Origin of the sequence: Pedobacter sp. AJM (assembly GCF_002197755.1) — a bacterium.
Lineage (GTDB): Bacteria > Bacteroidota > Bacteroidia > Sphingobacteriales > Sphingobacteriaceae > Pedobacter.
The window spans coordinates 80,177-105,103 of the sequence record NZ_NHOT01000007.1 but is presented as its reverse complement, the minus strand read 5'-3'; the positions used below and the strand labels follow the sequence as shown (position 1 = coordinate 105,103).

At 41.7% G+C, this 24,927-nt stretch carries 17 protein-coding genes; 9 read left to right on the top strand and 8 right to left on the bottom strand.

The annotated features are described in order from the left end of the window. The first annotated feature begins 98 nt into the window (after nucleotides 1-98). Together CBW18_RS14890 and CBW18_RS14885 are read left to right on the top strand one after the other, a co-directional pair. A complete protein-coding gene (locus CBW18_RS14890) occupies nucleotides 99-686 on the top strand; it encodes a Crp/Fnr family transcriptional regulator (RefSeq protein ID WP_253249051.1) in 588 nt (195 codons plus the stop codon). A 54-nt stretch (nucleotides 687-740) separates the two neighbouring features. After that, the gene (locus tag CBW18_RS14885; RefSeq protein WP_088302112.1) at nucleotides 741-1,199 is read left to right on the top strand and encodes a hypothetical protein; all 459 of its coding nucleotides are present in this window, start codon (nucleotides 741-743) and stop codon (nucleotides 1,197-1,199) included. 142 nt (nucleotides 1,200-1,341) lie between these two features. On the opposite strand, the gene CBW18_RS14880 is transcribed toward CBW18_RS14885, so the two are convergent. The 6 genes from CBW18_RS14880 to CBW18_RS14850 all read right to left on the bottom strand — a co-directional run bounded on the left by CBW18_RS14880 (nucleotide 1,342) and on the right by CBW18_RS14850 (nucleotide 9,587). Then, the gene (locus CBW18_RS14880; RefSeq protein WP_088302111.1) at nucleotides 1,342-3,810 is read right to left on the bottom strand and encodes a PAS domain S-box protein; all 2,469 of its coding nucleotides are present in this window, start codon (nucleotides 3,808-3,810) and stop codon (nucleotides 1,342-1,344) included. A 131-nt stretch (nucleotides 3,811-3,941) separates the two neighbouring features. Then, complete coding sequence (locus CBW18_RS14875) at nucleotides 3,942-5,276, bottom strand: HAMP domain-containing sensor histidine kinase (protein WP_088302110.1); 1,335 nt, start codon at nucleotides 5,274-5,276, stop codon at nucleotides 3,942-3,944. Further along, entirely contained in the window at nucleotides 5,273-5,956 is a 684-nt protein-coding gene (locus CBW18_RS14870; protein ID WP_088302109.1) for a response regulator transcription factor, read from the bottom strand. Before CBW18_RS14870 ends, CBW18_RS14875 begins: the two co-directional genes overlap by 4 nt. A gap of 60 nt (nucleotides 5,957-6,016) precedes the next feature. Then, a complete protein-coding gene (locus CBW18_RS14865; protein WP_088302108.1) occupies nucleotides 6,017-6,766 on the bottom strand; it encodes a hypothetical protein in 750 nt (249 codons plus the stop codon). A gap of 243 nt (nucleotides 6,767-7,009) precedes the next feature. Then, nucleotides 7,010-8,254, bottom strand: coding sequence for an arsenic transporter (locus CBW18_RS14855; RefSeq protein ID WP_088302106.1), 1,245 nt, complete (start codon nucleotides 8,252-8,254; stop codon nucleotides 7,010-7,012). 115 nt (nucleotides 8,255-8,369) lie between these two features. Beyond that, nucleotides 8,370-9,587 (bottom strand): MFS transporter, encoded by a 1,218-nt coding sequence (locus CBW18_RS14850; RefSeq protein WP_140418688.1) that lies wholly within the window; start codon nucleotides 9,585-9,587, stop codon nucleotides 8,370-8,372. Between the two features lie 345 nt (nucleotides 9,588-9,932). On the opposite strand from CBW18_RS14850, the gene CBW18_RS14845 reads away from it, so the two are divergent. The 6 genes from CBW18_RS14845 to CBW18_RS14820 all read left to right on the top strand — a co-directional run bounded on the left by CBW18_RS14845 (nucleotide 9,933) and on the right by CBW18_RS14820 (nucleotide 18,400). Then, nucleotides 9,933-10,994 carry an efflux RND transporter periplasmic adaptor subunit gene (locus CBW18_RS14845; protein WP_088302105.1) on the top strand — a complete coding sequence of 354 codons (1,062 nt, stop codon included), beginning with the start codon at nucleotides 9,933-9,935 and terminating at the stop codon, nucleotides 10,992-10,994. Between the two features lie 4 nt (nucleotides 10,995-10,998). Beyond that, on the top strand, nucleotides 10,999-14,115 hold the full coding sequence (locus CBW18_RS14840) for an efflux RND transporter permease subunit (protein ID WP_088302174.1): 3,117 nt from the start codon (nucleotides 10,999-11,001) through the stop codon (nucleotides 14,113-14,115). After that, the gene (locus CBW18_RS14835) at nucleotides 14,108-15,454 is read left to right on the top strand and encodes a TolC family protein (protein ID WP_088302104.1); all 1,347 of its coding nucleotides are present in this window, start codon (nucleotides 14,108-14,110) and stop codon (nucleotides 15,452-15,454) included. The genes CBW18_RS14840 and CBW18_RS14835 overlap by 8 nt, the downstream gene beginning before the upstream one ends. Nucleotides 15,455-15,494: 40 nt before the next feature. After that, nucleotides 15,495-16,541 (top strand): sensor histidine kinase, encoded by a 1,047-nt coding sequence (locus CBW18_RS14830; protein ID WP_140418687.1) that lies wholly within the window; start codon nucleotides 15,495-15,497, stop codon nucleotides 16,539-16,541. 10 nt (nucleotides 16,542-16,551) lie between these two features. Beyond that, nucleotides 16,552-17,325, top strand: coding sequence for a LytTR family DNA-binding domain-containing protein (locus CBW18_RS14825; RefSeq protein ID WP_088302102.1), 774 nt, complete (start codon nucleotides 16,552-16,554; stop codon nucleotides 17,323-17,325). A gap of 436 nt (nucleotides 17,326-17,761) precedes the next feature. Beyond that, nucleotides 17,762-18,400, top strand: a complete 639-nt coding sequence (locus CBW18_RS14820; RefSeq protein WP_088302101.1) for an outer membrane beta-barrel protein — start codon at nucleotides 17,762-17,764, stop codon at nucleotides 18,398-18,400. A 130-nt stretch (nucleotides 18,401-18,530) separates the two neighbouring features. Here the strand turns inward: CBW18_RS14820 and CBW18_RS14815 are convergent, their stop codons facing one another. Continuing rightward, complete coding sequence (locus CBW18_RS14815) at nucleotides 18,531-20,903, bottom strand: glycoside hydrolase family 3 N-terminal domain-containing protein (protein WP_172406541.1); 2,373 nt, start codon at nucleotides 20,901-20,903, stop codon at nucleotides 18,531-18,533. 582 nt (nucleotides 20,904-21,485) lie between these two features. Continuing rightward, entirely contained in the window at nucleotides 21,486-22,835 is a 1,350-nt protein-coding gene (locus CBW18_RS14805; RefSeq protein WP_088302098.1) for a glycoside hydrolase family 43 protein, read from the bottom strand. 819 nt (nucleotides 22,836-23,654) lie between these two features. Between CBW18_RS14805 and CBW18_RS14795 the strand changes: the two genes are divergently transcribed. Next, entirely contained in the window at nucleotides 23,655-24,674 is a 1,020-nt protein-coding gene (locus CBW18_RS14795; protein ID WP_088302096.1) for a hypothetical protein, read from the top strand. Nucleotides 24,675-24,927: the final 253 nt, after the last annotated feature.

Here is a 24,927-nt window from a genome sequence, read left to right as displayed (position 1 = left end):
TATAAATTTTAAAGCATTTTACCAGATGCAGTTTACTGGCAGAAGAAGATTTACGTAAATTGCAATGCAAATCAGGACACTAAAAATTAAATCATCCTGTGAAACATGAGCGCGAATTGATGGAACAAATCAGAAGATACTTTGAAAGGAATTTAAAAATGACTGATCAGGACTGGAAGGCCTTTTCTTCCAGACTAAAACGTGATGAATATTCCAAAAAGCATCTCCTGTTAAAAGCCGGACAAATTGAAAAACACCTTTCTTTTGTGGAAAAAGGTATTATCCGTTTCTATGTTCCGAAAACAGAAAATGACCTGACCTTTACTTTTGTTTTTGATGATGGTTTCGTGAGTGCCTATGATTCTTTTCTCACACAACAGCCTTCCGGTTATAACATTCAAACCCTTGAGCCCACCATTCTTTGGCGAATCTCTTTTGATGATCTTCAAACCATTTACAGCGAAACAGAAGCAGGAAATATGATTGGCAGAAAAGCCAGTGAAGATTTATTTCTGAAAAAATCAAAACGGGAGCTTTCTTTGCTAAATGATACGCCTGAGCAGCGATACCTCAAATTATTTTCAGAACAGCCACAGCTTATTAAACAAATACCATTAAAATATATTGCCTCCTATATTGGCATTACCCCACAAGCACTTAGCAGAATCCGCAAACGCATTTCTTAACCTGGGTTCATTGTTTAAGGAGGTGAATACACCGACCTTTACATCAAAAAAACAATGAAACCTTTACTCATTTTACTCAGTGTATTTCTGCTATCTGCAGCTATTAATAAGATCTTCCGTGGAAATGATGAACTTGCCTTTTCTGGCAAAATGGCCATGTCTGTAATGCTCTTGTTTACCGCATCGGCACACTTTGCCTTTAATGACGGGATGGCCATGATGCTGCCGGAATTTGTGCCTTACAAACCCCAGGTGGTTTACCTTACCGGCATTATTGAAATTGCTGCAGCTATCGGCCTTTTTATTCCTGCTTTCAGTATTCTGACCGCCTGGCTGTTAATCGCCTTTTTTATCATCATTCTTCCTGCAAATGTATATGCTGCAATTAAGCACATTGACTATCAAAAAGCTACTTTTAAAGGAAGCGGATTGAATTATTTATGGTTTAGGGTACCTTTACAAATGTTATTTATAGCCTGGGTCTATTTATCCGCAATCAAAAACTGGCATTGATCAATTTGCATCGATATCAAGGAGCGGCATCTGCAAAGGCCTTTGCTGTTCGTTTAATAGCAAATGTTCTAACGGTTGGGAAGTTGGATTTCCTGACCGTTCTTTTTTATCATGACGATAGCTGATCGTGACTTACGGTATATCAGTCCATCCAATCCGCAATCGGGGCATAAGGAATACTGAAATAAAAGGCTGAACCAATGCCGACCTCACTTTCCACCCATATTTTCCCGCCGTGCCTTTCTATGATTTCTGCTGAGAGGTATAAACCAATTCCGAAACCGGCAATGGTACTGGTTTTCTCATTTTGAACCCTGTAATACCTTTCAAATAGTTTGGGTATGTCTTGTGGCTGGATACCGTTACCGGTATCTTTCACACACAGTACCACCTGCTCATCAATCAACTTACAGCTAATATATATTTCAGAGTTAAAGGCAGAATATTTTACCGCATTACTAAGCAGGTTATTAATGACATGGGCAATTTTATCTTCATCGGCAGCTACCCACATTCCACTTCCGGGGGTACAGATAAAACGATGTGTGGAAACGAAGGCGGCATATTCTTCTTCCAGGTTACTCACCAGAACAGAGAGATCAAACCTTGATCGGTTCAGCTGAATCTTTCCCGATTCCAGTCGGGATATATTGAGGAAACCATTGATCATGGTAGTCATTTTTTTGAGTTGTGTCTGAATTTTATCAACAAACAGGTTAATATCAAACGCATCTCTATTACGGGCTTTTAACTGAAGCAGCTGCACATAACCATTCACCGAAGTCAGTGGTGTTTTAAGTTCATGGCTCACCATCGCAATAAAATCATTTTTGCGCTGCTCATCTTCTTTTTGTGCGGTAACATCCATCACAATGGCATAAATCCGCTCATTGGATCCATCAGCTCCCTGGTAAACTTTCCCAACTACGCGCATCCATTTTCGCACGCCAGTCACCAAATGACGGATCGCATAGGTGCTGTCTACCGGACTTCCGTATTTTGCGGCATTCTCGAGTACGGTTTTCACCTCGTCTAAAAATTCTGGTTCAACGGCCTCCAGCACCATTTCCCAGGAAATTTCGCCCTTTAGCGGAAGTCCGAAATGATGCCGATACTGTTCAGACATTTCAGCTACATTGTTCCTGAGGTTCAGACTGCAGCTTCCCAGCTCACCCGCATTAAAAGCTGTGAGTAAATTTTCCTCGCTTTCCAGCAGCCTGATATTGGTATCACGAAGTTGCTGATTAGACCGGATAAGGGCTTTATTGACGCTTTCGATTTCCTGCAATCTTTGTTTTTCACGGGTAATGTCAGATCCTGAACAAATGTAACCCACAAATAACTGATCGCTGTTTAACCTTGGCATACCCTTAATTTTCAGCCAACGGTATTCGCCTTGCTTATTTAGCAGACGAAATTCATTGGAGAAAGGTTCATGAGCTTTCAAACTGTTTTTTATATTTTCTTCTACCAATGCCAGGTCTGAAGGATGAATATATTCCTCCCAGTTAAAGTCATGGAGATTTTCCTGTTGCCAGCCTGTCAGGTTTACCCAGGCTGTATTTAAGTATTCCAGTTTTCCTTTCTCATTCATTAGTGAAATCAGTATTTCACTTCCTTCTGCCATCGTTCGGAAACGGGCTTCACTTTCTTTAATAGATTGCTGTGCTAGAATCTGTGGGGTTACTTCTATAGCGATGCCAAGTACGCCGGTAATTTTTCCATCATTATGCAAGGCCCGGTAAAGGACATCATAATAACCAACTTCTTTTAATCCGTTGCGTTCTAAAATTACTTTTTCCGCATAAATTTCTAATGATTCTCCAGTACGGTATACCTTATAAAGGGCTTCTACAATGGGTTGACCAACAATTTCAGGTACACCTACAAATAAGGGTTTGCCGATAATATCTGCCGTTTTACCTAGGAAACGCAGCATGGATGCATTGACAATTTCGAAAGTCATGTCTTCTCCCCTGAAAACCTGCATAGCTATCGGGCTGTATTCAATCAAATTGCGGTATTTACTTTCACTTTGCTGAAGTTCCCTGGTACGGTTCAGCACTTCATTTTCAAGCGAAATATTCAGGTTTCGCAAGTTATCATAAGCGGTAAACAAATCCTGGTGCAGCGCATCTACCTGCTTCAGGCTTTCGCGTCTTTCCTCCTGACTTTTTAAGGCCTCTTCTTTGCTTAAAAATTCACTGGTCACGTTTCTAACTGATTGTATGATGTAAGAAATTGATCCGTTCTGATCCAGAATGGGTGAATGTAAAGGCTCCCAATATCTGATAATGAATTTTCCGGGAGCTGATTTATCCGGAACATCATAACGCTGTACCGGCATGATATGCGCCTGCTTATTTTTGATCACAAACTGAAGCGAGGCCATAATGTTGTTCACGCCATCAGGATCAGGCAGGTTGGGATTATCCGGAAAGGCATCAAAAATGTACTTCCCTTTAATATCTTCCCGTAGAGATTCTGTTGCCTGCAGAAAAAGGTCACTGGCGGTAAGAATATACAATTCGGGAGATAGTACCAGAAACATAGCTGGTGCAGTCTCAAGGGCACGGAGGGTATCAGCAGAGCATGAGTTTTGTAATAGCATCAAAAATTGGAATAATTTAATCCATTTTGGATAAAGATAAAGAGTTAATTCATATAAAATAATGTCTTCACAACCACAGATTGTAAGCTGGCTATCCTTTTATTATAGACATCGTTTTTATCATATCTTTCCTACATTTCCAGATCTAATTTCAGCCATACTGTAGCCTTAAAAATATAATCACCACTTTCCAGTTTAAGTATTCCACCATGGGCTTCCACAATTTCTTTACAAAGCCAAAGCCCCAAACCTGAACCTGAGGTGATGGTTCTGCCCTTGGTAAATGGCGTACCCAATGCCGATACATTTACCTTTTCCTGAACCGTCTTGTTTTGAAAACTCACCATTAAATTTTGATTGTCCTGCGCTATTGAACACAACAGTGTACCCGGTGACATATATTTCAGGGCATTTTGCAACAGGTTTTGCCACACCATTTCTATTTTTTCAGCATCTGCACTGATCTCGAAAGATTTGATGTCCTCGCTTAACCGTAAATCATATTGTATGTTGCGCATCCGGGCCTGATGGTTGTTCCGGGCAAAAACCCTGAAGAGCTGATCGGAGATGTCGGTTTTACTTTTCCTCAGCAACAAGCCATTCTGACTGAACTCGCTGATCAGCAGAAACTGCTCCACTATAGACTGCAAACGGCTGATCTCTGAAAGCTGACTACCCAACAGGTCCAAATCGGTTTTTAACTTTTTGGTTCCCAGCTCAAGTTCGGTTTGTGCACGAAGGTTGGCCAGCGGTGTACGCAGTTCATGTGAGGCGGCAGCAAAGAAGTTATTCCGGGTTTGTTGTTCATGCTCTATCCGCCCAATCATTTCATTAATGGTTTTGGCCAGTTGTTCCAGTTCATCGTGGGTTTCTGTAATGCGGATGCGCTGCCCCAAACGTTCGGTATTGATTTCTGATGCCTGCATGGCAATGGACCGGATGGGCCTGATTAACCATCCTGAAGCAAAATAGGCAGAAACCGCACTGGCCAGTAAACTGATTCCGGTGAGTGCAATCATTAATAAAGTAAACTGATTGATTTTATGCTTTAAAGAATAATCTGAAACGGTGAGCAAAAGTTCAACGGGCCGCCCATCGTAATTTTCCTTTTTCAGGTAAACCCCATATTGACCAAGACTATCAATCAAAACAGCCTGACCAGGTACCCGCAAGCGGGAAATGATTCCGGGAGACTGGAATACGAGAACTGGCTGATGCGCATTATTGTGGTAAAAAACCCGGATAGATTCGCCTGAATCAGGCAGCGCAATGACATCGGGGTTGATTTCAGTTTTGTCCAGTATGGTTTGTGCACGGGTATAAAGGTATTTATTGTAATTTTCTACATAACCATTTTTAAAATACTGAAAAATAAACCTGCTGAATACCAGATTGATCACAATAAAAACAATGCTGAACAGCAGGGTCATCCTGAAGCGGAGTCCACGGTAAAAATAGCGCTTCATTCTGCTGATTTTGAAGTTTTTAGGATATATCCCCTGTTAATTACCGTTTGAATATGCTGATGCTCAAAGCCTTCATTAATTTTTTTTCTCACCTGATACAGGTGAACTTCAATCACGTTACTGCCGGGATCAAAGCTCATATTCCAGACCTTATCCAGGATCTGTGCTTTGGTTATAATTTTATCCGGGTTGACCATCAGCATTTCGAGCAATAGAAATTCACGGTTGCTTAAAGCAATCGTTTTTTCACCGCGTTTAACCACTCTGCTCAGCAAATCAATTTCCAGATCTTCTACTTTTAATTTTGATAAACTCTTTGGCGTATGTTGACGCTGCAATACACGTACCCTGGCCAGTAATTCTTCCATTTCAAAAGGCTTTTTAAGGTAATCATTTGCACCGGCATCAAGCCCTTTAATCACCTGCTCGGTAGTACCCAGGGCACTGATGATGATCACGGGAACATAATTATCAAAACTGCGCAGGTTAGACAGGATATCAAAGCCATTCTGTGAAGGAAGCATGAGGTCCAGCAGGATCAGGTCATATTGATTCACCATGGCAGTTTGAAGGCCAATTGTGCCATCCGGTTCATGATCAACTACATAACCGGCCTGCTTAAGTGCCATTTTGATATAGCCTGCAAGCTTAATTTCATCTTCTATCAGCAATATCTTCATCGTAAATCTTTATTTAAAAAACAGATGCCACAAATAATTATTAAATGTGGCATCATCTCGTTATCTCACCAGGAAGGTTTGTCCGTTAATATTTAATGTTCTGGCCCTCACCAGCGTTGTTTTTTGACTGTACAATACGCCCGGGCGCTTAGGTTCTACAAAACCGGTTACCACTACTTTCTCACCTGATTTTAACTGACCGGAAAGCTGCTGTGCAATATGTGGCGCTATACTTACCCTTTCTCCTGAAGTTAGGGTAAATCCATTCACATTTTTTTCCAATCCATAGTTTAGCTGCTTAATACTGGCATTAAAACTTCTTTCATCCTGACTTTCGTTGAGCAATGGTGCAACCGGAGGTGTATCACTAATCAGTTTGCCATTCACTTCTATGCTATTTAAACGAAATATCTTAAGCCCTTCCGGATTAGTATCTTCATTACCGGTTATGGTTACACTGGCACCTTTTTTTGCAGCTGAGATTATTTTTTCTCCCAAATGCGGGGGGAACATTACATTAACATTTCCATTGCTGGTTTTGACCACAAGGCCATTGTATTCAAATTCCTCATTGGCTACCGGATTAACAACAGTACCTTTAATGGTGGTAAGTGTAATAAGCGGCATGTCTTCCAATGGTCTTGGGGGTTCAGCCGGTGCACCTATTGGCGGACGAGGCAGGCCACTGGCCATTGGATTGGGCGAGCCCACCGGAGGTTGAGGTGGTTTTGGAAGTTCCTGTGCCTGTAGGGCAAATGTTCCGGCTAACAACACGGCTGTTAACCAGATTCTGCTATTGTTTTTTTTCATGTCTTTAATAATTTATACTCCAAAAGTATAATTGACAAATATGCCTGGAATGAACATGAAATTAATTTTTCTTCATCTTTGAGCATGCTGATAACAGTTAAATGCCTGTTTGGTTTTTGCTGCCTACCGCAATAAAACTGCTTTAGATCTTTTTCTTTGCTTTTTCGCTCTATACCACTGAGCATCAAAATTTTGAGGTATCAAGTAAATAAGGTTATTTTTTAGAAAGACATCCTGCAGCTCTTAAATCCATAAGGAAGCTAACGTTGCGATCAATGCCAAAGTCATGACCAAGGCACCAAGCTTTAAAAATTTCCAGGCGCTTACTTCCAGCCCTTCCCGGCGCAGTGCCACCAGCCATAAAATAGTAGCTAACGATCCGGTAATGGATAAATTAGGTCCCAGATCAATGCCAATCAGCACGGCACTTTTAACCATTTCAGGAGCATGTCCGTGGTTCATTACATCACCTGCAATCAATCCCGCAGGGAGGTTATTCATCAGGTTACAGGCAAATGCCGTAAATATTCCACTCAACCACACTGCTCCTGCTGCCGATTCAGCGATACTGCTGTTAAGGAGTTCCGTGAGACTATGGATGATTCCTGTTTTATTCAAGGCCTCTACAATGACAAATAAGCCGGCCACCAGTGGAAGTACCGACCATGAAACACCTTTTATAACAGCTAACGGACTTTTTTTAATATTGATCATCACCACTAATGTGGTCATGATTCCGGTTACCGCCGTAGGTAAACCCAGGTCCATGTTCAATCCTGAAGCTAACAACAATACAATGGCGGTGATGCCAATCCCAAAAAGTGCGGTACGGCCACCTCTGGATAATTCAGGCAGTTGGATATCGGTTCTGATTTGATGACTGAAAGCACGGCGCTGGGTAAAATACAACACCAGGTAAGTAACCGTAATGGCACAAACAGATGGAATGAGATAAGTAGAGAGCCATTGATACAGCGGGGGCATATGGCTACCATAAATCACCAGGTTAGCCGGATTGGAGATGGGCAACACAAAAGAGGCGGCATTGGCAATAAATGCACAGATAAATAAATATGGAAGTGGTTTTTCTACCCTGGCCGCACTTACCGCGGCGGCTACTGCAGGTGTTAATACTACAGCTGTGGCATCGTTAGACAGGAAAGTGGTAACAGCAATGCCCACCAGGTAAATCAGCAAAAACAACCGTGACGGAGAACCCTTAGCCATCAGTGTGGCATGTGCAGCAAGCCATTCAAACAGTTTTTCTGCACGTGCGGTTTCTGCCAGGAGCATCATTCCCGTTAGAAACAGGTAAACGTCTATCCCTTTAGCCATACCGGCTACTGCCTCATGGTAATTGATCTGACGAAGAAGCAATAATAAAATTGCGCCGGTTACAGCATATACAGCTTCGGTAACTTTAAAAGGCCGGATAATTACACCTGCAATGGCCAGAAATGAAATGATCCAGGTCGAAAGATAAATCATGTGATACTGCTATAGTTAACCGGGTTTGGCATACGGACTAAACACCAGCGTGTTCAAAAATAATGTTTTTGTATGAGGTAAATATGAAGTTGTAATATTACTGATGAATTCACTCTTAATTAACCGATTTAATTGTTTTGGCAAAAATTAACCATAGCAGGATCGAACCCGCAGCGAAGCTACCCAGAATTATAAATGCCGGATTATACCCCATTCCCTCTGCTATCCAACCCCCAATGGCCGGACTTAAAGAAGCACCCAGCCCCTGAACAGTCATCACTGCGCCCTGACCAATATTCACGCGCCCTGTGCCATTTAGTATATGTGCCACCAAACCCGGAACAGCTACACTTTGTAAACCCGCACCAATTCCATCCAATACCTGTACCGGGTAAATACCGATGTGGCTATGGAGATAAGCAGCAATAAAACCACGTATAGGCAGAGAAATAAAGGAAATTAACAACACCAGCCAAAAACCACTTTTTTCAGCCATCCGCATGGCGATTAATGAGGTTCCAATCATGACAAGTTGCGCAATGATAATGGTCATCGCCACAAACATAGAAGCATTTTCCTGATCTTTTGAAGCGGCGGCAAGCCCATAGAGCGGTAACATGGCACCATTGCCCAAATGAAATAAAGCCAGGGCAGCGGCAAGAATTAATAAAGGCTTGCATTTAAAGAGCACCTTAAATCCACTAGCCTGCTCATCCGAATTCCCCTCTTTCATCCCCCTTGCGGCATTGTTGTCAATGGCCTTTGCCGGAATCATCAGCACTGCTATTACTGATAATATACCGAAAAGTGCTGCAAGTAAAAAAATGGCAGGCATACCGAATTTATAACCCAGATAGCCGGAAAGTGCAGAACCCACTACATTACCCGCATGGTTAAAAGCCTGGTTATGTCCATTCTGCCTGTTAAATCCTTTTTGCTTTGCAATCCCCAGGGTAATGGCAATAATAGCCGGAGCAATAACAGAACCTGCAATAGCCGTAGCCACCTGTGAGATGCTCACCAACCAGAATTCTTGCGTAAATAATACGATGCAGGAAGCCAGGATGGTGAAAACTGCAGAGAGCACAACGTAAAACCGTTTTCTTTTAGTGGCATCAATTAAGGCACCTGCAGGTATCGTCATAATCATGCCCGCCACCCCGCCAATAGTCATCACAGAACCAATGAGTCCGCTTTTCCAGCCATGCGCCAGGAGAAAGATACCCAGGAACGGCCCTACACCTGCTTGTAGGTCTGCCATAAAAAAATTGAGGGATTGTAGCGGCCAGATAATCTTTTTATCTACCGGGGCAGTGGTTTGTAGTTCGCTCATACGGCATGATGAACAGATTACCAGGTTAAATTGTTCATCAATGTTTTTCACCAAACGCAACAAACAGCTGAAATTCAGTTACTTAATATTATTTATCAAGCATTAATTTTTCTTCATATGGAATTGAATTGCATTTATACAACCGGAAGTGCTAAAAGGCATTTCAGAAATGTAAAAAACCATTGTTAAAATGGCAGGCAGATTTCATCAATGCCTGGCTAAGCAAAGCGATACAAACAGGTAAGGCACAGATCGTGCAACTTCAGTTATCATTTTTGTCAGTTCAGTCAGTATAGCGCCTAAATCAAATGGCTGTCTATCATCTTTGTGATAAATACAGGCAAAATGAAACTTATTAGCAGCATAAAAAAGGCTGGAAGAAATGTGCTGACCATTTCTATGGTCTCCCTTCTTCTGGTGGCATGTGGTAATCAGGAAGAGAAATCTAAGCACTTATCCGAACAAGCGACCAGGGTTAAAACCGAAAAACTGGTAACCACTAAAACAGAGCAAGATCTTGTACTTAGCGGAAATATTGAAGGAAACGCTACCGTTAAACTCGGATTCATGGTACCAGGTAAAATCAATCAGATCAACTTTTTACCCGGGCAAGCCGTTCCAAAGGGAAGTTTGATCGCCAGCCTCGAATCAACCAACTATATACTGAACAAGCAAATGGCTGATGTGGAATTAAGTGAAGCTCAGGATCAGTTTAACCGTTTAAAAATCATGCATGCTAAATCCAGCATCAGTGAACTTGACTTTACCAAAGGAAACTTTGCTTTGCAAAAAGCCGGCACACAGCAAAAAATAGCGGTTAAGGACCTTCAGGATACCCGGCTTTATGCATCGATTTCCGGCATTTTACTGCGCAAAGATGCAGAAGCAGGGGAAATTATCAATGCTGGTACACCATTGTTTGTATTGGCAGACATTAAAAAAGTAAAGGTATCTGCCTCAGTGCCTGAAGGAGAATTGAAAGGCTTGAAAAAAGGCCAGTCGGCGGATGTAGAGATTGAAGCATTGGGCAGGCACTTTAAAGGAACAATAGTAGAAGTTGGTGCACTGGCTGATGCGACTACAAGGGCTTTTACTTTGAAAATTGAAATCAACAATCACGATCTCACCATCAAGCCTGGCATGATTGCCCAAACCAGAATCTCTTCCGGACATTTTAAAAACGGCATTAACATCGTTCCGGAATGTATTGTAAATGAACCAGGCAATCAAAGCTATGTGTATGTGGCAGACCTCAAAAGCCACCGGGCCTTTAAACGAAAAATAAGCCTCGGAAAAATGTCTGCAAATCGCGTAGAAATCCTTTCCGGTTTATCAGCAGGTGAAACCATAGTGATTTCAGGGCAAACTGCTTTAAATGATGGTTCCCCTATTAAAACAGATCAGTAATCATATGAATTTTATAGAAGCTGCACTTAAATATAAGCACCTCACGCTGGCGGTTTTGCTTGCGCTATTTGCTGTAGGCATCAACTCGTTGGTTAATATGCCCCGCCGGGAAGATCCAAAAATTACCATCCGGCAGGGACTTGTTCTGGCCGAATTTCCCGGAGCTTCATCTGCACAGGTAGAGGAGCAACTAACCAAGAAACTGGAACAGCAACTTTTCCAATATGATGAAGTAGATAAAACAAAAACATATTCCACCTCTAAAGATGGCATGGTCGTGATTAATGTTGAACTTACGGAATCAGTAAAACAGCCTGACATTTTTTGGAGTAAACTCCGCCACCAGTTGCTGGTAACCAAAGCTTCAGAACTGCCACAAGGTATTCAGGGCCCGATCGTTGATTCTGATTTTGGCGATACGGAAGCAGTGGTGATTGCTTTGGAAAGCAACCAGGCAAGTTATAAAGAATTAAGTGGATATGCCCAAAAGGTAGAAGACCTGATTCGTACGCTAAAGCAAACTTCAAAAGTGAAGCGCATTGGAGATCAGAAAGAAGAAATAGTGGTTTCTTCCACCTCCGGTAAACTGGCGCAGTATGGTCTCAACTTCAGGCAGGTAGAACAGGTATTACAATCACAGAATACCATTGCGGCCACCGGAGAAATAAAAACTTTAGCCAGCAAGACTCCGCTTTATACCAATGGCTATTTCCATACGGAAACAGACCTGGCCAACCAGGTTTTAGGGCTTTCTCCTGCCGGTATCCCGGTAAAACTGGGCGACATCGCCAGTTTGAAAAGAACAGATGCGGAGCCTGAAAGTATCATCAGTGTAAATGGAAATAAAGCCATACTGTTATCCATTCAAATGCATGAGGGTAACAATATCGTCGCCTTCGGAAAATTAGCAGACAGTATGATTGCCTTGGCGAAGCAACGTATACCAAGCAATATAAAGGTGACCACATTAATCTCTCAACCTGCTTTGGTAGACGATCATATCTCCCATTTTATAAAAGAGTTTTTTCTGGCCATACTTTCGGTAATTGTGGTGGTTATTCTGCTGTTACCTTTCCGGATTGCATCCGTTGCTGCTTTGGCTATTCCAATGACGGTGGCGCTGACATTCGCCATTCTGAATGCATTGGGAATTGAACTGCACCAGGTATCACTTGCCGGATTGATACTGGTTCTGGGCATGGTGGTAGATGATGCAATTGTGATCGCAGACAATTATGTTGAACTTTTAGATGAAGGTATTGACCGCTGGACAGCAGCCTGGCGCAGCGCACACGATTTGCTGATCCCGGTTCTGGCAGCCACTATCACCATCATCGCTTCCTTTTTACCCATGGTGCTGATTAAGGGTTCTACCGGAGAATTTATTTTCACCCTCCCCATTACAGTGGCTGTGGCACTAATTGCCTCCTATTTTGTAGCACTGTTCCTCACCCCTTTGCTGTGTTATACCTTTATCAAGAAAGGATTAAACCATTCTTCTATGCCTGATGAACAGCAAGACGACCAGAAAATAAAGGTTTCTGTGCTCATAAGGATGCAAAATACCTATAATAAAGCGCTTGATTGGTGTATCAAACATCCCAAACTGACCATATTAACCAGTATTATTTTTGTACTGCTCACCGGAATCGTAATGAAGCTTGGTGTGCGTGAGTTATTCTTTCCGCCTGCAGAACGCAACCAGTTTATAGTAGAACTCTGGATGCCTACGGGTACTAAACTTGAGAAAACACATGCGGCAATAAATCAGGCAGCAAATCTGATTAAAAAAGATAAACGCGTTATTTCCTATGCGGCATTTTCCGGAACATCGGCACCCAGGTTTTATTACAACTTTGCTCCTGAAGTTCCGACAAGCAATTACGGGTTAATATTGATTACCACAACCAATAATGAAACCACGGAACAAATGGCTGAAGAACTTACCACAAAAGTGAAAGCCCTTATACCTGACGGAACTTTTTACGTGAAACAGATGCAGCAGGGTAACGACCTAAAAGCACCTGTAGAAGTAAGGATTATTGGAGACGATATCAATACCTTAAAGGAATACGGTACACAGGTGGCAAATATCATCAAAAAGGCCAAGGGCAGCAGGCTGGTGCGTAATGATTTTGCATCAGATTACTATGGCATACAGATTACACCAAATGAGGATGCCGGACAACTTGGCTTTACCACAGGTGATATCGCCAGTGCAGTTTTTACAGGTTTTAGCGGTGCCCCCATCTCTACCATTTATGAAGGAAACAACCCGGTGGATATCCGGTTGCGGTTAGATCAGCGGGTGCGAAGAAATACAGATGACCTGGAAAACACCTACCTCTCTTCCCCTCTAAATAATGCACAAATACCACTCAGGCAAATTGCAACCTTAACACCGCAGTGGCAAAGCGGAAACATCATGCACCGAAATGGCATCCGTACGCTTACGGTTCAAAGCGAAACGGAGGCACATATACTGCCAGCAGAACTGCTTGAACAGATCAAACCGGCAATAAACACACTAAAGCTTCCGGCAGGATACCATATTGAATACGGCGGTGAAGAAGGTGGAAAGGAAGAAGTGGAAGCAGATATGTACACTGCGCTTGGAACCAGTCTGGTACTCATTTTTTTCATCCTGATGTTCCAGTTTAAAAATTTTAAAGAGGTGCTGATCATTATGGCAACCATCCCGTTAAGTCTGTTCGGTGCCATACTGGGGCTGGCCATTACGGGAAATAATTTCAGCTTTACCGCATTTATCGGCTTAATTGCCCTTTCAGGGATTGTAGTTCGCAATGCCATCATTCTGGTTGATTATACCAATATCCTGATTCAGCATGGTATGGATATCCGAACCGCGGCGATTGAGTCTGCCAAAAGGAGACTACGCCCGATTTTCCTCACGGCCATGGCGGCAGCGGTTGGTGTACTGCCGATGATCATATCAGGTTCGCCCATGTGGGCACCCCTTGCGAGTGTACTTGCTTTTGGCGTCATCTGGAGCATGATGATGGCCTTACTTACCGTACCAGTGATGTACATCGGCTGGATAAACCCTGGCAACAAACAAGAAATCCGTAGTCAACATCAAAATACAATTCAACATGATTAGTAAAATCAAAAACAGTTGGCGGGTGATACTATTGTGCTTCATCTGTTACTATAGCAAGGCACAAACGGCATATTCAGTTGATCAGCTGATCCATGCGGCAAAAAAAAACAGCCATCAGCTTAACATCAGGCAATACCAGATGTTAGAAAAAACCAGCAAACTGCATGAAGATGGAATTAAAAGATATCCTTCCCTTACAATAGATGGAAGTTATCAATATAATTTCAAGTTGCCAGACATTTCTATTCCGGCCGGCACGATAGGTATGATTAATACCGGAAACGGTGCGGCACAACTTTTACCTGCACAGGATACAAGGTTTAAAATCGGCGAAAAAGGCAATTATAATGTGGGCTTTAACCTTTATCAACCCATCACGCAACAAGCCAAACTGGCTACCGCAATGGCCATTGATCAGACTGACATTCAGATTGGCAGGCAGGAAAGTGTACAAACGGCGCTGCAACTGACACTACAGGTAGAACAACTTTTTTATAGTGCCTTAATTTTGCGTAAAACATCCGAATCAGGAAAGCTCCGCATTGAACTGGCAAAAGCAAAACTTACTGACGGCGAAACATCCCGTATGGCAGGTACCGTTACCGCTGCCAGCCTGGCCGGGCTTCGGGCTGATATCGCCAATGAGGAACAGGCTTTGGTGAAAACCGACCTGCAGCTTCAGGACTATCTTGCTGAGATGAGTAGTCTGACAGGCATTGATCTGAAAAAACTAAACCTACAGGAACCAGTATGGAATGAAAAAGGTATAGTAATCAGTGATTACCGTAGCAATGCCATGCTTAATCCAGATTTGGAAATAGCCAGATTGAATAAGGAAAAGGCCATATTAGGGATAAAAGCAATTAAACAGGCCAACCTGCCTGATTTCGGCATTGTGGCTGGATATTACAGGCAACAAGGAAGCCCAATACTACCGGTAAGCAGTCCATATGTTGGCATCAGCCTGAAATGGAATCTTCAGGATCTTTTTGCAAACTGTGAAGTAAAAAATCAGCGGCAGGCACAGTTAAAACAAGCGGAAGAAAATATGGCATACACCCAGCAGCAAATCGGTTTAACGGTTGACCGGTTATCCAGGAAAGTGGTGCAATGCAATGCCTTAATTACCGCAGCAGGCAAAGCGGTATCCTTTCGTCAGGATGAATTAAAAGAACAGCAGGACCGTTTAACTGCCGGATTTGAAATCAAGACTGCGCTATTGGAAACAAAAGTGAAGCTTGCACAAGCAGAGGCTGACCTGTACACGGCAAAACTGCAACAGGCCATAACCATTGCTGAGCTGGAAAACATATCCGGAAAGAACAAATTTGAGAATTGACTCATTTTCTGATAAAAGAGATTTAACTTTACTGGAAAAGATGTACAAACAGAATTATAACATATTCCGGCGCTATGGTTACCCAGGATTCGGGATGCTGTTGTATCTGGTCATTTTTTTAATTAATCCATATGAACCAGATCACTCCGGTCTGCAATATTTCTTCAGTATGGATTTTGTACTGGAGCTTGTACTGGCCATAGCTTATGCTGCTGCATTATTTGAAACCGGGATGCAGCTTACCAGTTTTATCAATCGATTTTATAGCTGGGAAGGGCATATTGCCATGAGGTTTCTGATCCAGTTCCTGCTGCACATCGGTGTGATCTACCTCATTTTGAATTTGTTTTTTATCATCAGGCTACCGGTTCGCTTTCTTTATGATGAACTGATGTTCAGGCAGGCACTCATCGTAGGTACCATTTTTTCTCTGCTTACCACTGTTGTATTTGCCGCAGCCTATTTTTTTCATCGATGGAATGATGCCAGTTTAAAATCTCTTGAGCTACAGCAACATACCACACAGGCACAGCTAGAAGCACTAAAGCTTCAGCTTGATCCTCATTTTCTTTTTAATAACCTGAGTATTGTTACTGCACTTATTGAGGATGAACCACAAACCGCAACAGCTTATCTGGCCAATCTTTCTTCCATCTACCGGTATATGCTGGCAAACAGGTTAAAAGACCTTATTTCCTTAAGAGAAGAACTGGAATTTATAGCGGCCTACCTGTATCTTTATCAAATCCGTTATGGTGATGGGATCATTGTTGAAATCGCCGGACACGAAGATATTGATACACTTGGTTTACCCCCTCTTACACTCCAGTTGCTGATAGAAAATGCCATTAAACACAACGTTTTTAGTACCAGGTTACCCTTAAAAATAAACATCTATTTCACTGCAGATCGCCATATCATCGTCGAAAACAATAAAATGCTCAAAAATAAGAATACCTACAGCAGCGAGATCGGTTTAAAGAATATTAATGAGCGATACCGCCTGATGGGACAAGAACAACTATTGGTGACCGAAACCCAGGAAACCTTCACCGTTTCTATACCATTGATTACGTTACAACCCTAATCACCATTGTATGCCAAGTGTTTTGATCATTGAAGATGAGTTGCCAAATGTGTTGAGGCTCGAAAAAATGCTCCGTCAGCTGGATAGCAGCATGATGGTGGTAGATCGCTTACAAACTGTTCAGGACAGTATCATTTGGTTTCAGGGCCACGCACAACCAGACCTTATTTTTATGGATATCAGGCTTACAGATGGGTTAAGCTTTGAAATATTTAATCATGTTGAAATTACCGCACCAGTGGTTTTCATTACCGCTTATGATGAATATGCCTTAAAAGCATTCGAGGTAAATGGAATTGATTACCTGTTAAAACCTCTTGATGCAGATAAACTTGCTAAAAGTTTAAAAAAGGCGGCACCAAAAGACCGGCATACCAATGATTTATTGTTGCAAACCTTAAGGGAGCTGCAAACCAGAGAAATATCTTACCGCAACAGGTTTCTGGTTTTTTATCGGGATACCTATGTACTGGTGATGACCAGTGAAATTGCCTATTTTTCATCTGAAAATAAAACTACTTTTCTGCATACTTTCGACAATAAGCGCTATGTGATCGAGCAAACGTTAGAAAACCTGGAAAAGGAGCTTGATCCCGATGTATTTTTCAGGGCAAGCAGACAATATATCGTCTCATTAAAATCAATACACAAAATACACCTTTTCTTTAACAGTCAGCTCAAGATTGAGTTATCGCCAGCTGAGGGCGAAGCAATTACCCTTAGCAGGGAAAAATCTTCCCAGTTAAAAAAATGGCTGAACCAGTTCCCCTCAAATAAGCTTTAGCCTTACATATATCGTTGCGAGGCACGAAGCAATCTACCTTGTGAAATCTATAAAGGAGATTGCTTCAGCAAATGAAGAATTTGCTTCGCAATGACGGATTTTCAAGGGATTTTTGAGTGGACTCCTCCACCCACCCGTCATGCTGACCTGTAGCGCAGCGGAAAGCTACGAAGTAAATTTAGCTCAGCACCTTTCTTGATAAGATCCTGAATCAAGTTCAGGAGGACGGTCCCTTAAGCAGTATCGTCATAGGAGGAGGTACAAAAGCCTGTCCCAAACTTTTGGAAAAACAATCTATTATATAGAATTTTCAATAGTGCGCTCAGACTATCCGTTCTGTAAGGTGAGTGCCGGATTTTGTCACTTCAGTAACTATCATCAAAACACCTCACCTATTGTGTCACATCTTTGACATACAGCAGTAATATAAAACACGATGAATTTCAGCATTTTTAAAAAAGTAACAATTATCGCTCTGGTTTTTTCGGGCATTTATTATACGGTAAAAGCGCAGGTTTCAGATCCGGCAAAAGAACGCAAATGGCGGATAGATTTTGGCGGGGCAATTGGTTTGTTTGCCCCATTTGATCAGGTTGCCGGTGAACCCATGCTCCTGGGTACTACTTCTCAAACCACCGTCCAGTTCAATTACAAGAAACAATTTTTCGGGCGGGTACAATTGGGTGAAACCAGTGTGGGCTACAAAAGTAACACGGCATCAAATGGAATAAATTCTATGATAGATGCCAATTCCAATAGCATCAACCTGGGTTTGGGCTTTGGTTATCACAGGGGCCTGGGTAATTGGGTACCTTTTATTGTAGCAGGCTTAGGTCCGTCTTTGGTTCGCCACCCACAAGCTGATATAGATGCGATAAGCAACACCGTTAATTATTCTAATGATTCCAAATTATACCTGTATGGTAATGTCGGATTGGGCGTGAACTACAATTTATCAAAATCCATTATGCTTTTATTTGAATGCCAGGCCACTAAAATAGCCAACCTCCCCAAAACACCGAGCACCCATCTGAGTGGAATCAGCGCATTGATTAATGTGAAGTTTGCTTTATAAAATTGCATTTTTTCTACAGGTTGGTGCCTCACCAACCAGCGTAAAAACAAGGTAATATAGATTAATTACTAACCCGTCTTGCAGCCCCCCCGGTGGAGGGGAATGGCAAAACGCCAAAAACTTCGAAAAACTACTTTTCTATTTTAAACTTTCCTTCCAACCTCACCTGATCTGAAGAGGAGGAAACCATTACCGAGTATTCTCCAGCTTCAACCGCCCATTTCATTTGGGCATTATAAATTTCCAGGTCATCCTTATTCAATACAAAAGTTAAATGCTTTTGTTCGCCAGCTTTTAAGGCAATTCTTTTAAACTGCTTTAACTGTTTAGCTGGTAACACGACAGAAGCCGTTTTCATTTTCAAATACAGTTGAACCACCTCTTCCCCATCTACACTTCCGGTATTTTTTAAATCAAAATTGACTGTAGCCGATCCGTTCTCATATTTAACTTTAAGGTTTTGATAATCGAAAGTGGTATAACTTAAGCCATAACCGAAACTGTACAAGGGTTTTGCATCCATTTCAATATAATCGTGTTTCTCCGGGTAGCGGGCATTGTAGTAAACAGGTAACTGTCCGACAGATTTAGGAACAGAAATTGGCAAACGTCCGGCAGGATTATAATCACCAAAAAGCACATCAGCAATGGCATTCCCCCCTTCCTGACCAGGATACCAGGCATCCAGAATAGCAGGAACGTGCTCGGCAGCCCAGTTTAAATTTAAAGGCCGGCCTTTAATCAGCACCAGTACCACTGGTTTGCCCGTCTTAACGACAGCTTTTAATAGCTTAAGCTGGTCGCCGAGTAAATCTAAAGTAGCCCTGTCGTAACCTTCTCCACTTTCCATGTCGCTAAGCTGATTGCCGCCTGCCTGGATTTTTGCGGCTCCGGTTTCAATGTATTCCGTTTTAAAATCCCTGGCACTGGATCCACCCAAAACAATGACCACCGCATCAGCTTTTTTTGCAGCACTCACCGCTTCTTCAATATTGCTGGAAGAAGTATCGCGGATGGCGCAACCTTTCACAGCAGTAATTTTAGTATTGTTGCCCAGTTTATTTTTGATTCCCTGCAAAACCGTCACTACATTTCCTTCGCTTTGTGGCGCAGAATAATCACCAATCTGGTTATAAAGCTGATCAGCATTCGGGCCAATTACAGCAATGCTTTGAAGTGATTTACTTAGTGGAAGCAGCTTCTCCTGATTTTTTAACAGAATGATGGATTCACGAGCGATCTGCCTGGCCAAAGCTACCTTTTCTGTACTTCTTACCTGCTGTTTTGCCCGCTCAGGTTTAACATAAGGGTTTTCAAAAAGTCCCATATTAAATTTGATACGCAATACCCGGCTCACGGCAGTATCTAAAACCTCGGAAGTAACTTTTCCGGATTTAATGGCGGCCAGCAAAGCTTTACCATAGCCAAAGCCACTCAAATCGGCATCCAGGCCAGCATTAATAGACATTTCAGCGGCTTCAGCCGCATTTTCAGCCATGTGGTGATTGGCTTTCAATCCGGAAATGCTGTTTAAATCAGAAACCACAAATCCTTTAAAGCCCCAGTCTTTTCTTAATATATCCTTCAGCAGCATTTCATTAGAAGAACACGGAATGCCGTCAATAGAATTGTAGGCCGTCATTACAGACAACGCACCTGCTTTTACAGCTGCTTTGAAAGGTGGCAAATAAAACTGATGTAAGCTACGCAAGCCCACATTAATGCTGCTCCCGTTATGGCCACCTTCGGGTGCACCATAAGCAGCAAAATGTTTTAAAGTAGCGATAACATTTACACCACTGCTGATATTGTTTCCCTGGAAACCTTTCACCATGGCCTCACCCATCCGGCTGTTGAGTACCTGATCTTCGCCATAAGTTTCTTCCACTCTTGACCACCGCGGTTCACGGGCCAAATCCAATACCGGACCATAACCCACATGGCCACCCTGTAAGCGGGTTTCTTCGGCAATTGCAGCAGCCATTTTCTGAATCAGTTCCGGATCAAAGGTACTGCCCTGCCCGATTGATGTTGGAAAAACCGTTGTACCAATCGCCATATGGCCATGCGGTGCTTCTTCGGAAAGCAAAACCGGAATACCTAACCGGGTATTTTCTATTGCATATTTTTGAATGGCATTGGTGGCTTTGGCAGCCAGCTCAGGATTTAAACCATTGGCTAAAGTCTTTTTTGTCCAGGGATCAGCGCGAAGGGTTGCCCAAAGCATACCTGTATATTCTTCTTTCAATGATTTTTTGAAGGCTTCACTTACTTCCACCTCATTGCCTTTTTTGATGTACATGGGCCAACCCAGTGGCATGGAAATCTGCCCGACTTTTTCTTCAACAGTCATCCTGGAAAGTAAATCATTAATCCTGCGTTCTACAGGTACTTTCGCATTTTTATACAAGGGAAGCTTTGCTGCGTTTTGCGCAAAAGCAGTACTATTCATCATGACAAAACCCAGGATAAGGCTCCGGGTCCATCGTGTATCTATGTTCATATCCATTAAAATTATGCCTATACTTTCATCAGGAAATGCAACCAGTTGCCATGCATCAGGTTCCAGGCATCAGTATCATTAATTATCTCTTTTATTCAGGAACTTTTTATAATCGGCAATGATTTCCTGATTCTACGGAAATTGCTTTCTTCCAAAATCACGATCCAGATCAGAACCAATACATACCAGAACTTTGATTTGATCCATTCTCAGAAAAGTTGATCGCAGTAGCTGTTCCACGATTTGAAATTGTACTATAAATGCGGCGAAAAGCTTCATGGCTCCCACTTTAAAGGGATTCCATTCGATATAACAGGGTTTATCAAGAAGGCTTTTTCCAGCACGCATAGCAATATTTCGTTCTACTAACATAATAAAAATATGCTAGTAAAACGTATTACCAAATCATTTTAATCAATCAGCCCCCTAAAAAATTAAACAGGTAAATGTTAACACATTATAATAGCAGGAAAAGACATTGAGGATCATGTTATTGAAATCTATTCAGCAGATTTACTCAGGTACCCCAGCTGGTAAATCAGAAATACATTAATAAAACGCAACATTTAGAGGATATATTTTTTAATTTGCTTTCATCTTCCACCAATCCAGGTTGAAGCGACCTCCTTTAAAAACCAAATAAAGATCGTGCTTGCCTTTGACGGTTTTGATACTGCTGGAAATAGTTTCCCATTTTGGAGATTTAACATTCAGCGTACCCAATAAAGTGCCTGCCTTGTCGTCAATTCTAATTTCAAGACTTCCGGCAGTTATAGCGGCCACACAGGCTTCAATTTTTCTAGCGCCTTTTCCAAAATCAACACTCCGTACCTTGATATATGCTCCGGTATTTTTATTACACACAAAAAATTGGCCGGTTTTAATATCTTTTGCCGTAGTCATACCTTCTGCCCAATTGATCGTTTCAGCTGCTGTACGTTTAAAAGGATTAAGATTTCCGATCTGCTCAACCCCGGTTTCAGACCACCAGGGCAGCTCCGGAATGGTACCATCCGGGTTATATTTAAATTCTTCCACACAAACCGAACGCCGTTCATGGTGTTGCTCCGTAAGCATAAAATTCAACCTGTAATTAAAACCAAATACATACGACTTCCCCTTATAATCAATAATTCCGGGATGGTTACCGGATGATTTTGCGTTTGGCTTCATAATATAGCCCTTATATTCCCAGGGCCCGGTGGCACTATTGCTCATGGCATACCCAATCCCCTCCGGACAACAGGTAGAGGCATAAGCCATATAATAATAACCATTGCGCTTGTATGCCCAGGGTCCTTCCTGATAGTGATAGGTATCTTCCGTAGTCTGTCCCTTCTCTTTACCTACATTTGGTATTTTCGTGACCTCGCCAGCATGTGAAATCATATCTTCATTCAGCTTAACATACCAAAGGCTTGGATTGCCCCAATACAAATAGGCTTGTCTGTTATCATCAATAAATACTGAAGGATCTATATCATTCCATTTGTGGTCAGTATCCACCAGGCTTTTACCAATAGGATCTTTAAATGGCCCGTAAGGACTGTCTGCTACCAATACACCAATTCCGCTTCCCTGTACAGCACAATAGAGGTAAAACTTTCCGTTTCGTTCAATGCACTGGTGTGCCCATGCACCGTTATCCTGCCTTCCCCATACAAAATCTTTTAATGATGCCACCACACCATGATCTGTCCAGTTCACCATGTCAGTTGAGGTATAAAGCAACCATTCTTTCATCAGGAATTTTCCCATGCCCGGACCTGCAGTATTCTCATCGTGAGTGGTGTATAAATATACGGTATCTTTATAAACCAGCGGCGCCGGATCAGCGGTGAACCGGGTTTGAATAACTGGATTTTGAGCAATGGATCTCAAAGCGATCACGCCCACAAAAAAGAGAATAAGTACGCTAAATTTCTTTATCATTTTTATCAATATGTTAACCTTATGATATCTTTTTGCATCTACTCAATCAGGAGATAATTTTACAACATGTGCCTGCAGCCTGGTGAAAGTACATTCAGGTGTTTTACATTATTTGGGTTGGGCAATTCAAAAAAACAGGTATTAAAACCGGGTCGCAATGTATTAAAAAACAAGTTTCTATCCTGCTGATTAAACATATGTGCCAGCATTACATCAAAAATTATAAATCCTGATGATGCTTTGTATCTCAGCCTGCCAATTAAATTGCAAACCATCTCCTGCTTCTCTAAGATTATTTGGCTTTTCCCTCGTAGCTATATAATTTGATCATGTTATCATTAAAAGAAAACATCATTTTATTTCAGCTGCTCATTAAAAATTTACCATACGCCAGGGATTTTTGCGCTAAAAAATGGTCTGGATTTCAATATACCTGAGATCTAAAACCTGCTAAAACTTCCGTTTACAACCCTAAGAACATCAACAATAATAAATATATACACTTACATACCAACAGCTTACACCATAAAACCCATCTTTTAAAGCTTTATGCCTACGTTAATTTTCAGAAACTGGTTTTTAAAAAAGACAAAACCAAAGGTTGTAACATTTACGATACAAAAAACAAACATTTTATTGACGTTCCCGTTCTCTATCGAAACAAAAATAATCAGTATGAAAATAAAAATTACAAAATCAAACGGGGATGAATGCATGGATTCATCATTCAAAAGCATCAGTTTTGAAACATTGTTTTTGTAGGTAATAAAAATAGTACGGCTTATTAAAATCAATTTTATCAACCTAAAAAAACAAAAAATGTCACAAACAATTCACACAGTAAGGGATAAATCTGCTATTGGATTTATCAGCCGCCTATCATGGAGCGCAATTATTTCAGGTGTTTTTATCGCCATCGCCATTCAACTTTTACTCAGTTTACTGGGATTAAGCATTGGTATGGGCAGCATAGATCCCCTTGAAGAAGCAAAACCCTTTAGTGGTCTTGGAACCGGAGCATTAATCTGGTGGATAGTAACCATGCTGATATCTTTATTCACAGGTGGCTGGGTAGCAGGCTGGTTTTCCAATCATGTTCAAAAAACAGATTTGGTACTACATGGCATATTGACCTGGTGTTTATTAACCTTTTTAAACCTATACCTGATCACTTCATCAGTGGGTAAAGTGGTAGGCGGCGTTGGTTCTGTAATTACAAAAGGCTTTTCTATGGCTGGAGAAGGCATTAAGGCTGCCGCTCCTGAAGCCGGAAATATGATTAAAGATCAGCTAGGCGTAGATGAAAACACTTTTGGTAAAATGAAACAGGAGGCTGAGCTGTTGTTAAAACAATCTGGTAAAAAAGAATTACAACCAGGCGCCTTAAAAGAAAAAGCCAATGAGGCTACCGGAGCAGGTGAATCAACAGGAAAAGATATTCTGGAAAATCCCCAGGATGCACAGCAAAAACTGGATGCACTTTTTTCTAAATTGTTTTCAGCGAGCGACTCTACCTTTAATGCGGTAGATCAGGAAGCCTTGGTTAATATTGTTCAGAAAAGAACCGGCAAAAGCCGTGTAGAATCTCAACAGATTGTAGAGAACTGGGTAAGCACCTTAAATACAGCTAAAGTAAAATTAAAAGAAGTGAAGGCAGAAGCAGAACAGAAAGCCAGAAAAGTTGGTGATGAAATGGCCTCAGCAATTTCTAAATTCGCTATTTTCTCCTTCATCGGAATGATTTTAGGTGCCTTTAGTGCCAGTATGGGAGCCATTTTTGCCTCACGCAAAAGGGTCACTGTTGTAGCTCATGCTGATGTTGCGGAAGATACTTTGTAAAAGTTAACATTCATTTCAGGCATGATTAAAATGCCAATACAATAAAGCGGGGAAATCTTAAAATCTTGGTTAATTAATTATTTACTGTTTACACCCTGGCCTTCTACCACCCTCCGATACATCGGAGGGTGACCAAAGGGCGAAATGGTTAAAAATAAAATACGCTATATTTAACCAAACTCAAGTTTAAAATATTTCCTCGCTTTAATATTTACATCCTGTGCAAATACTTACATCAGCCTGATACGATAAC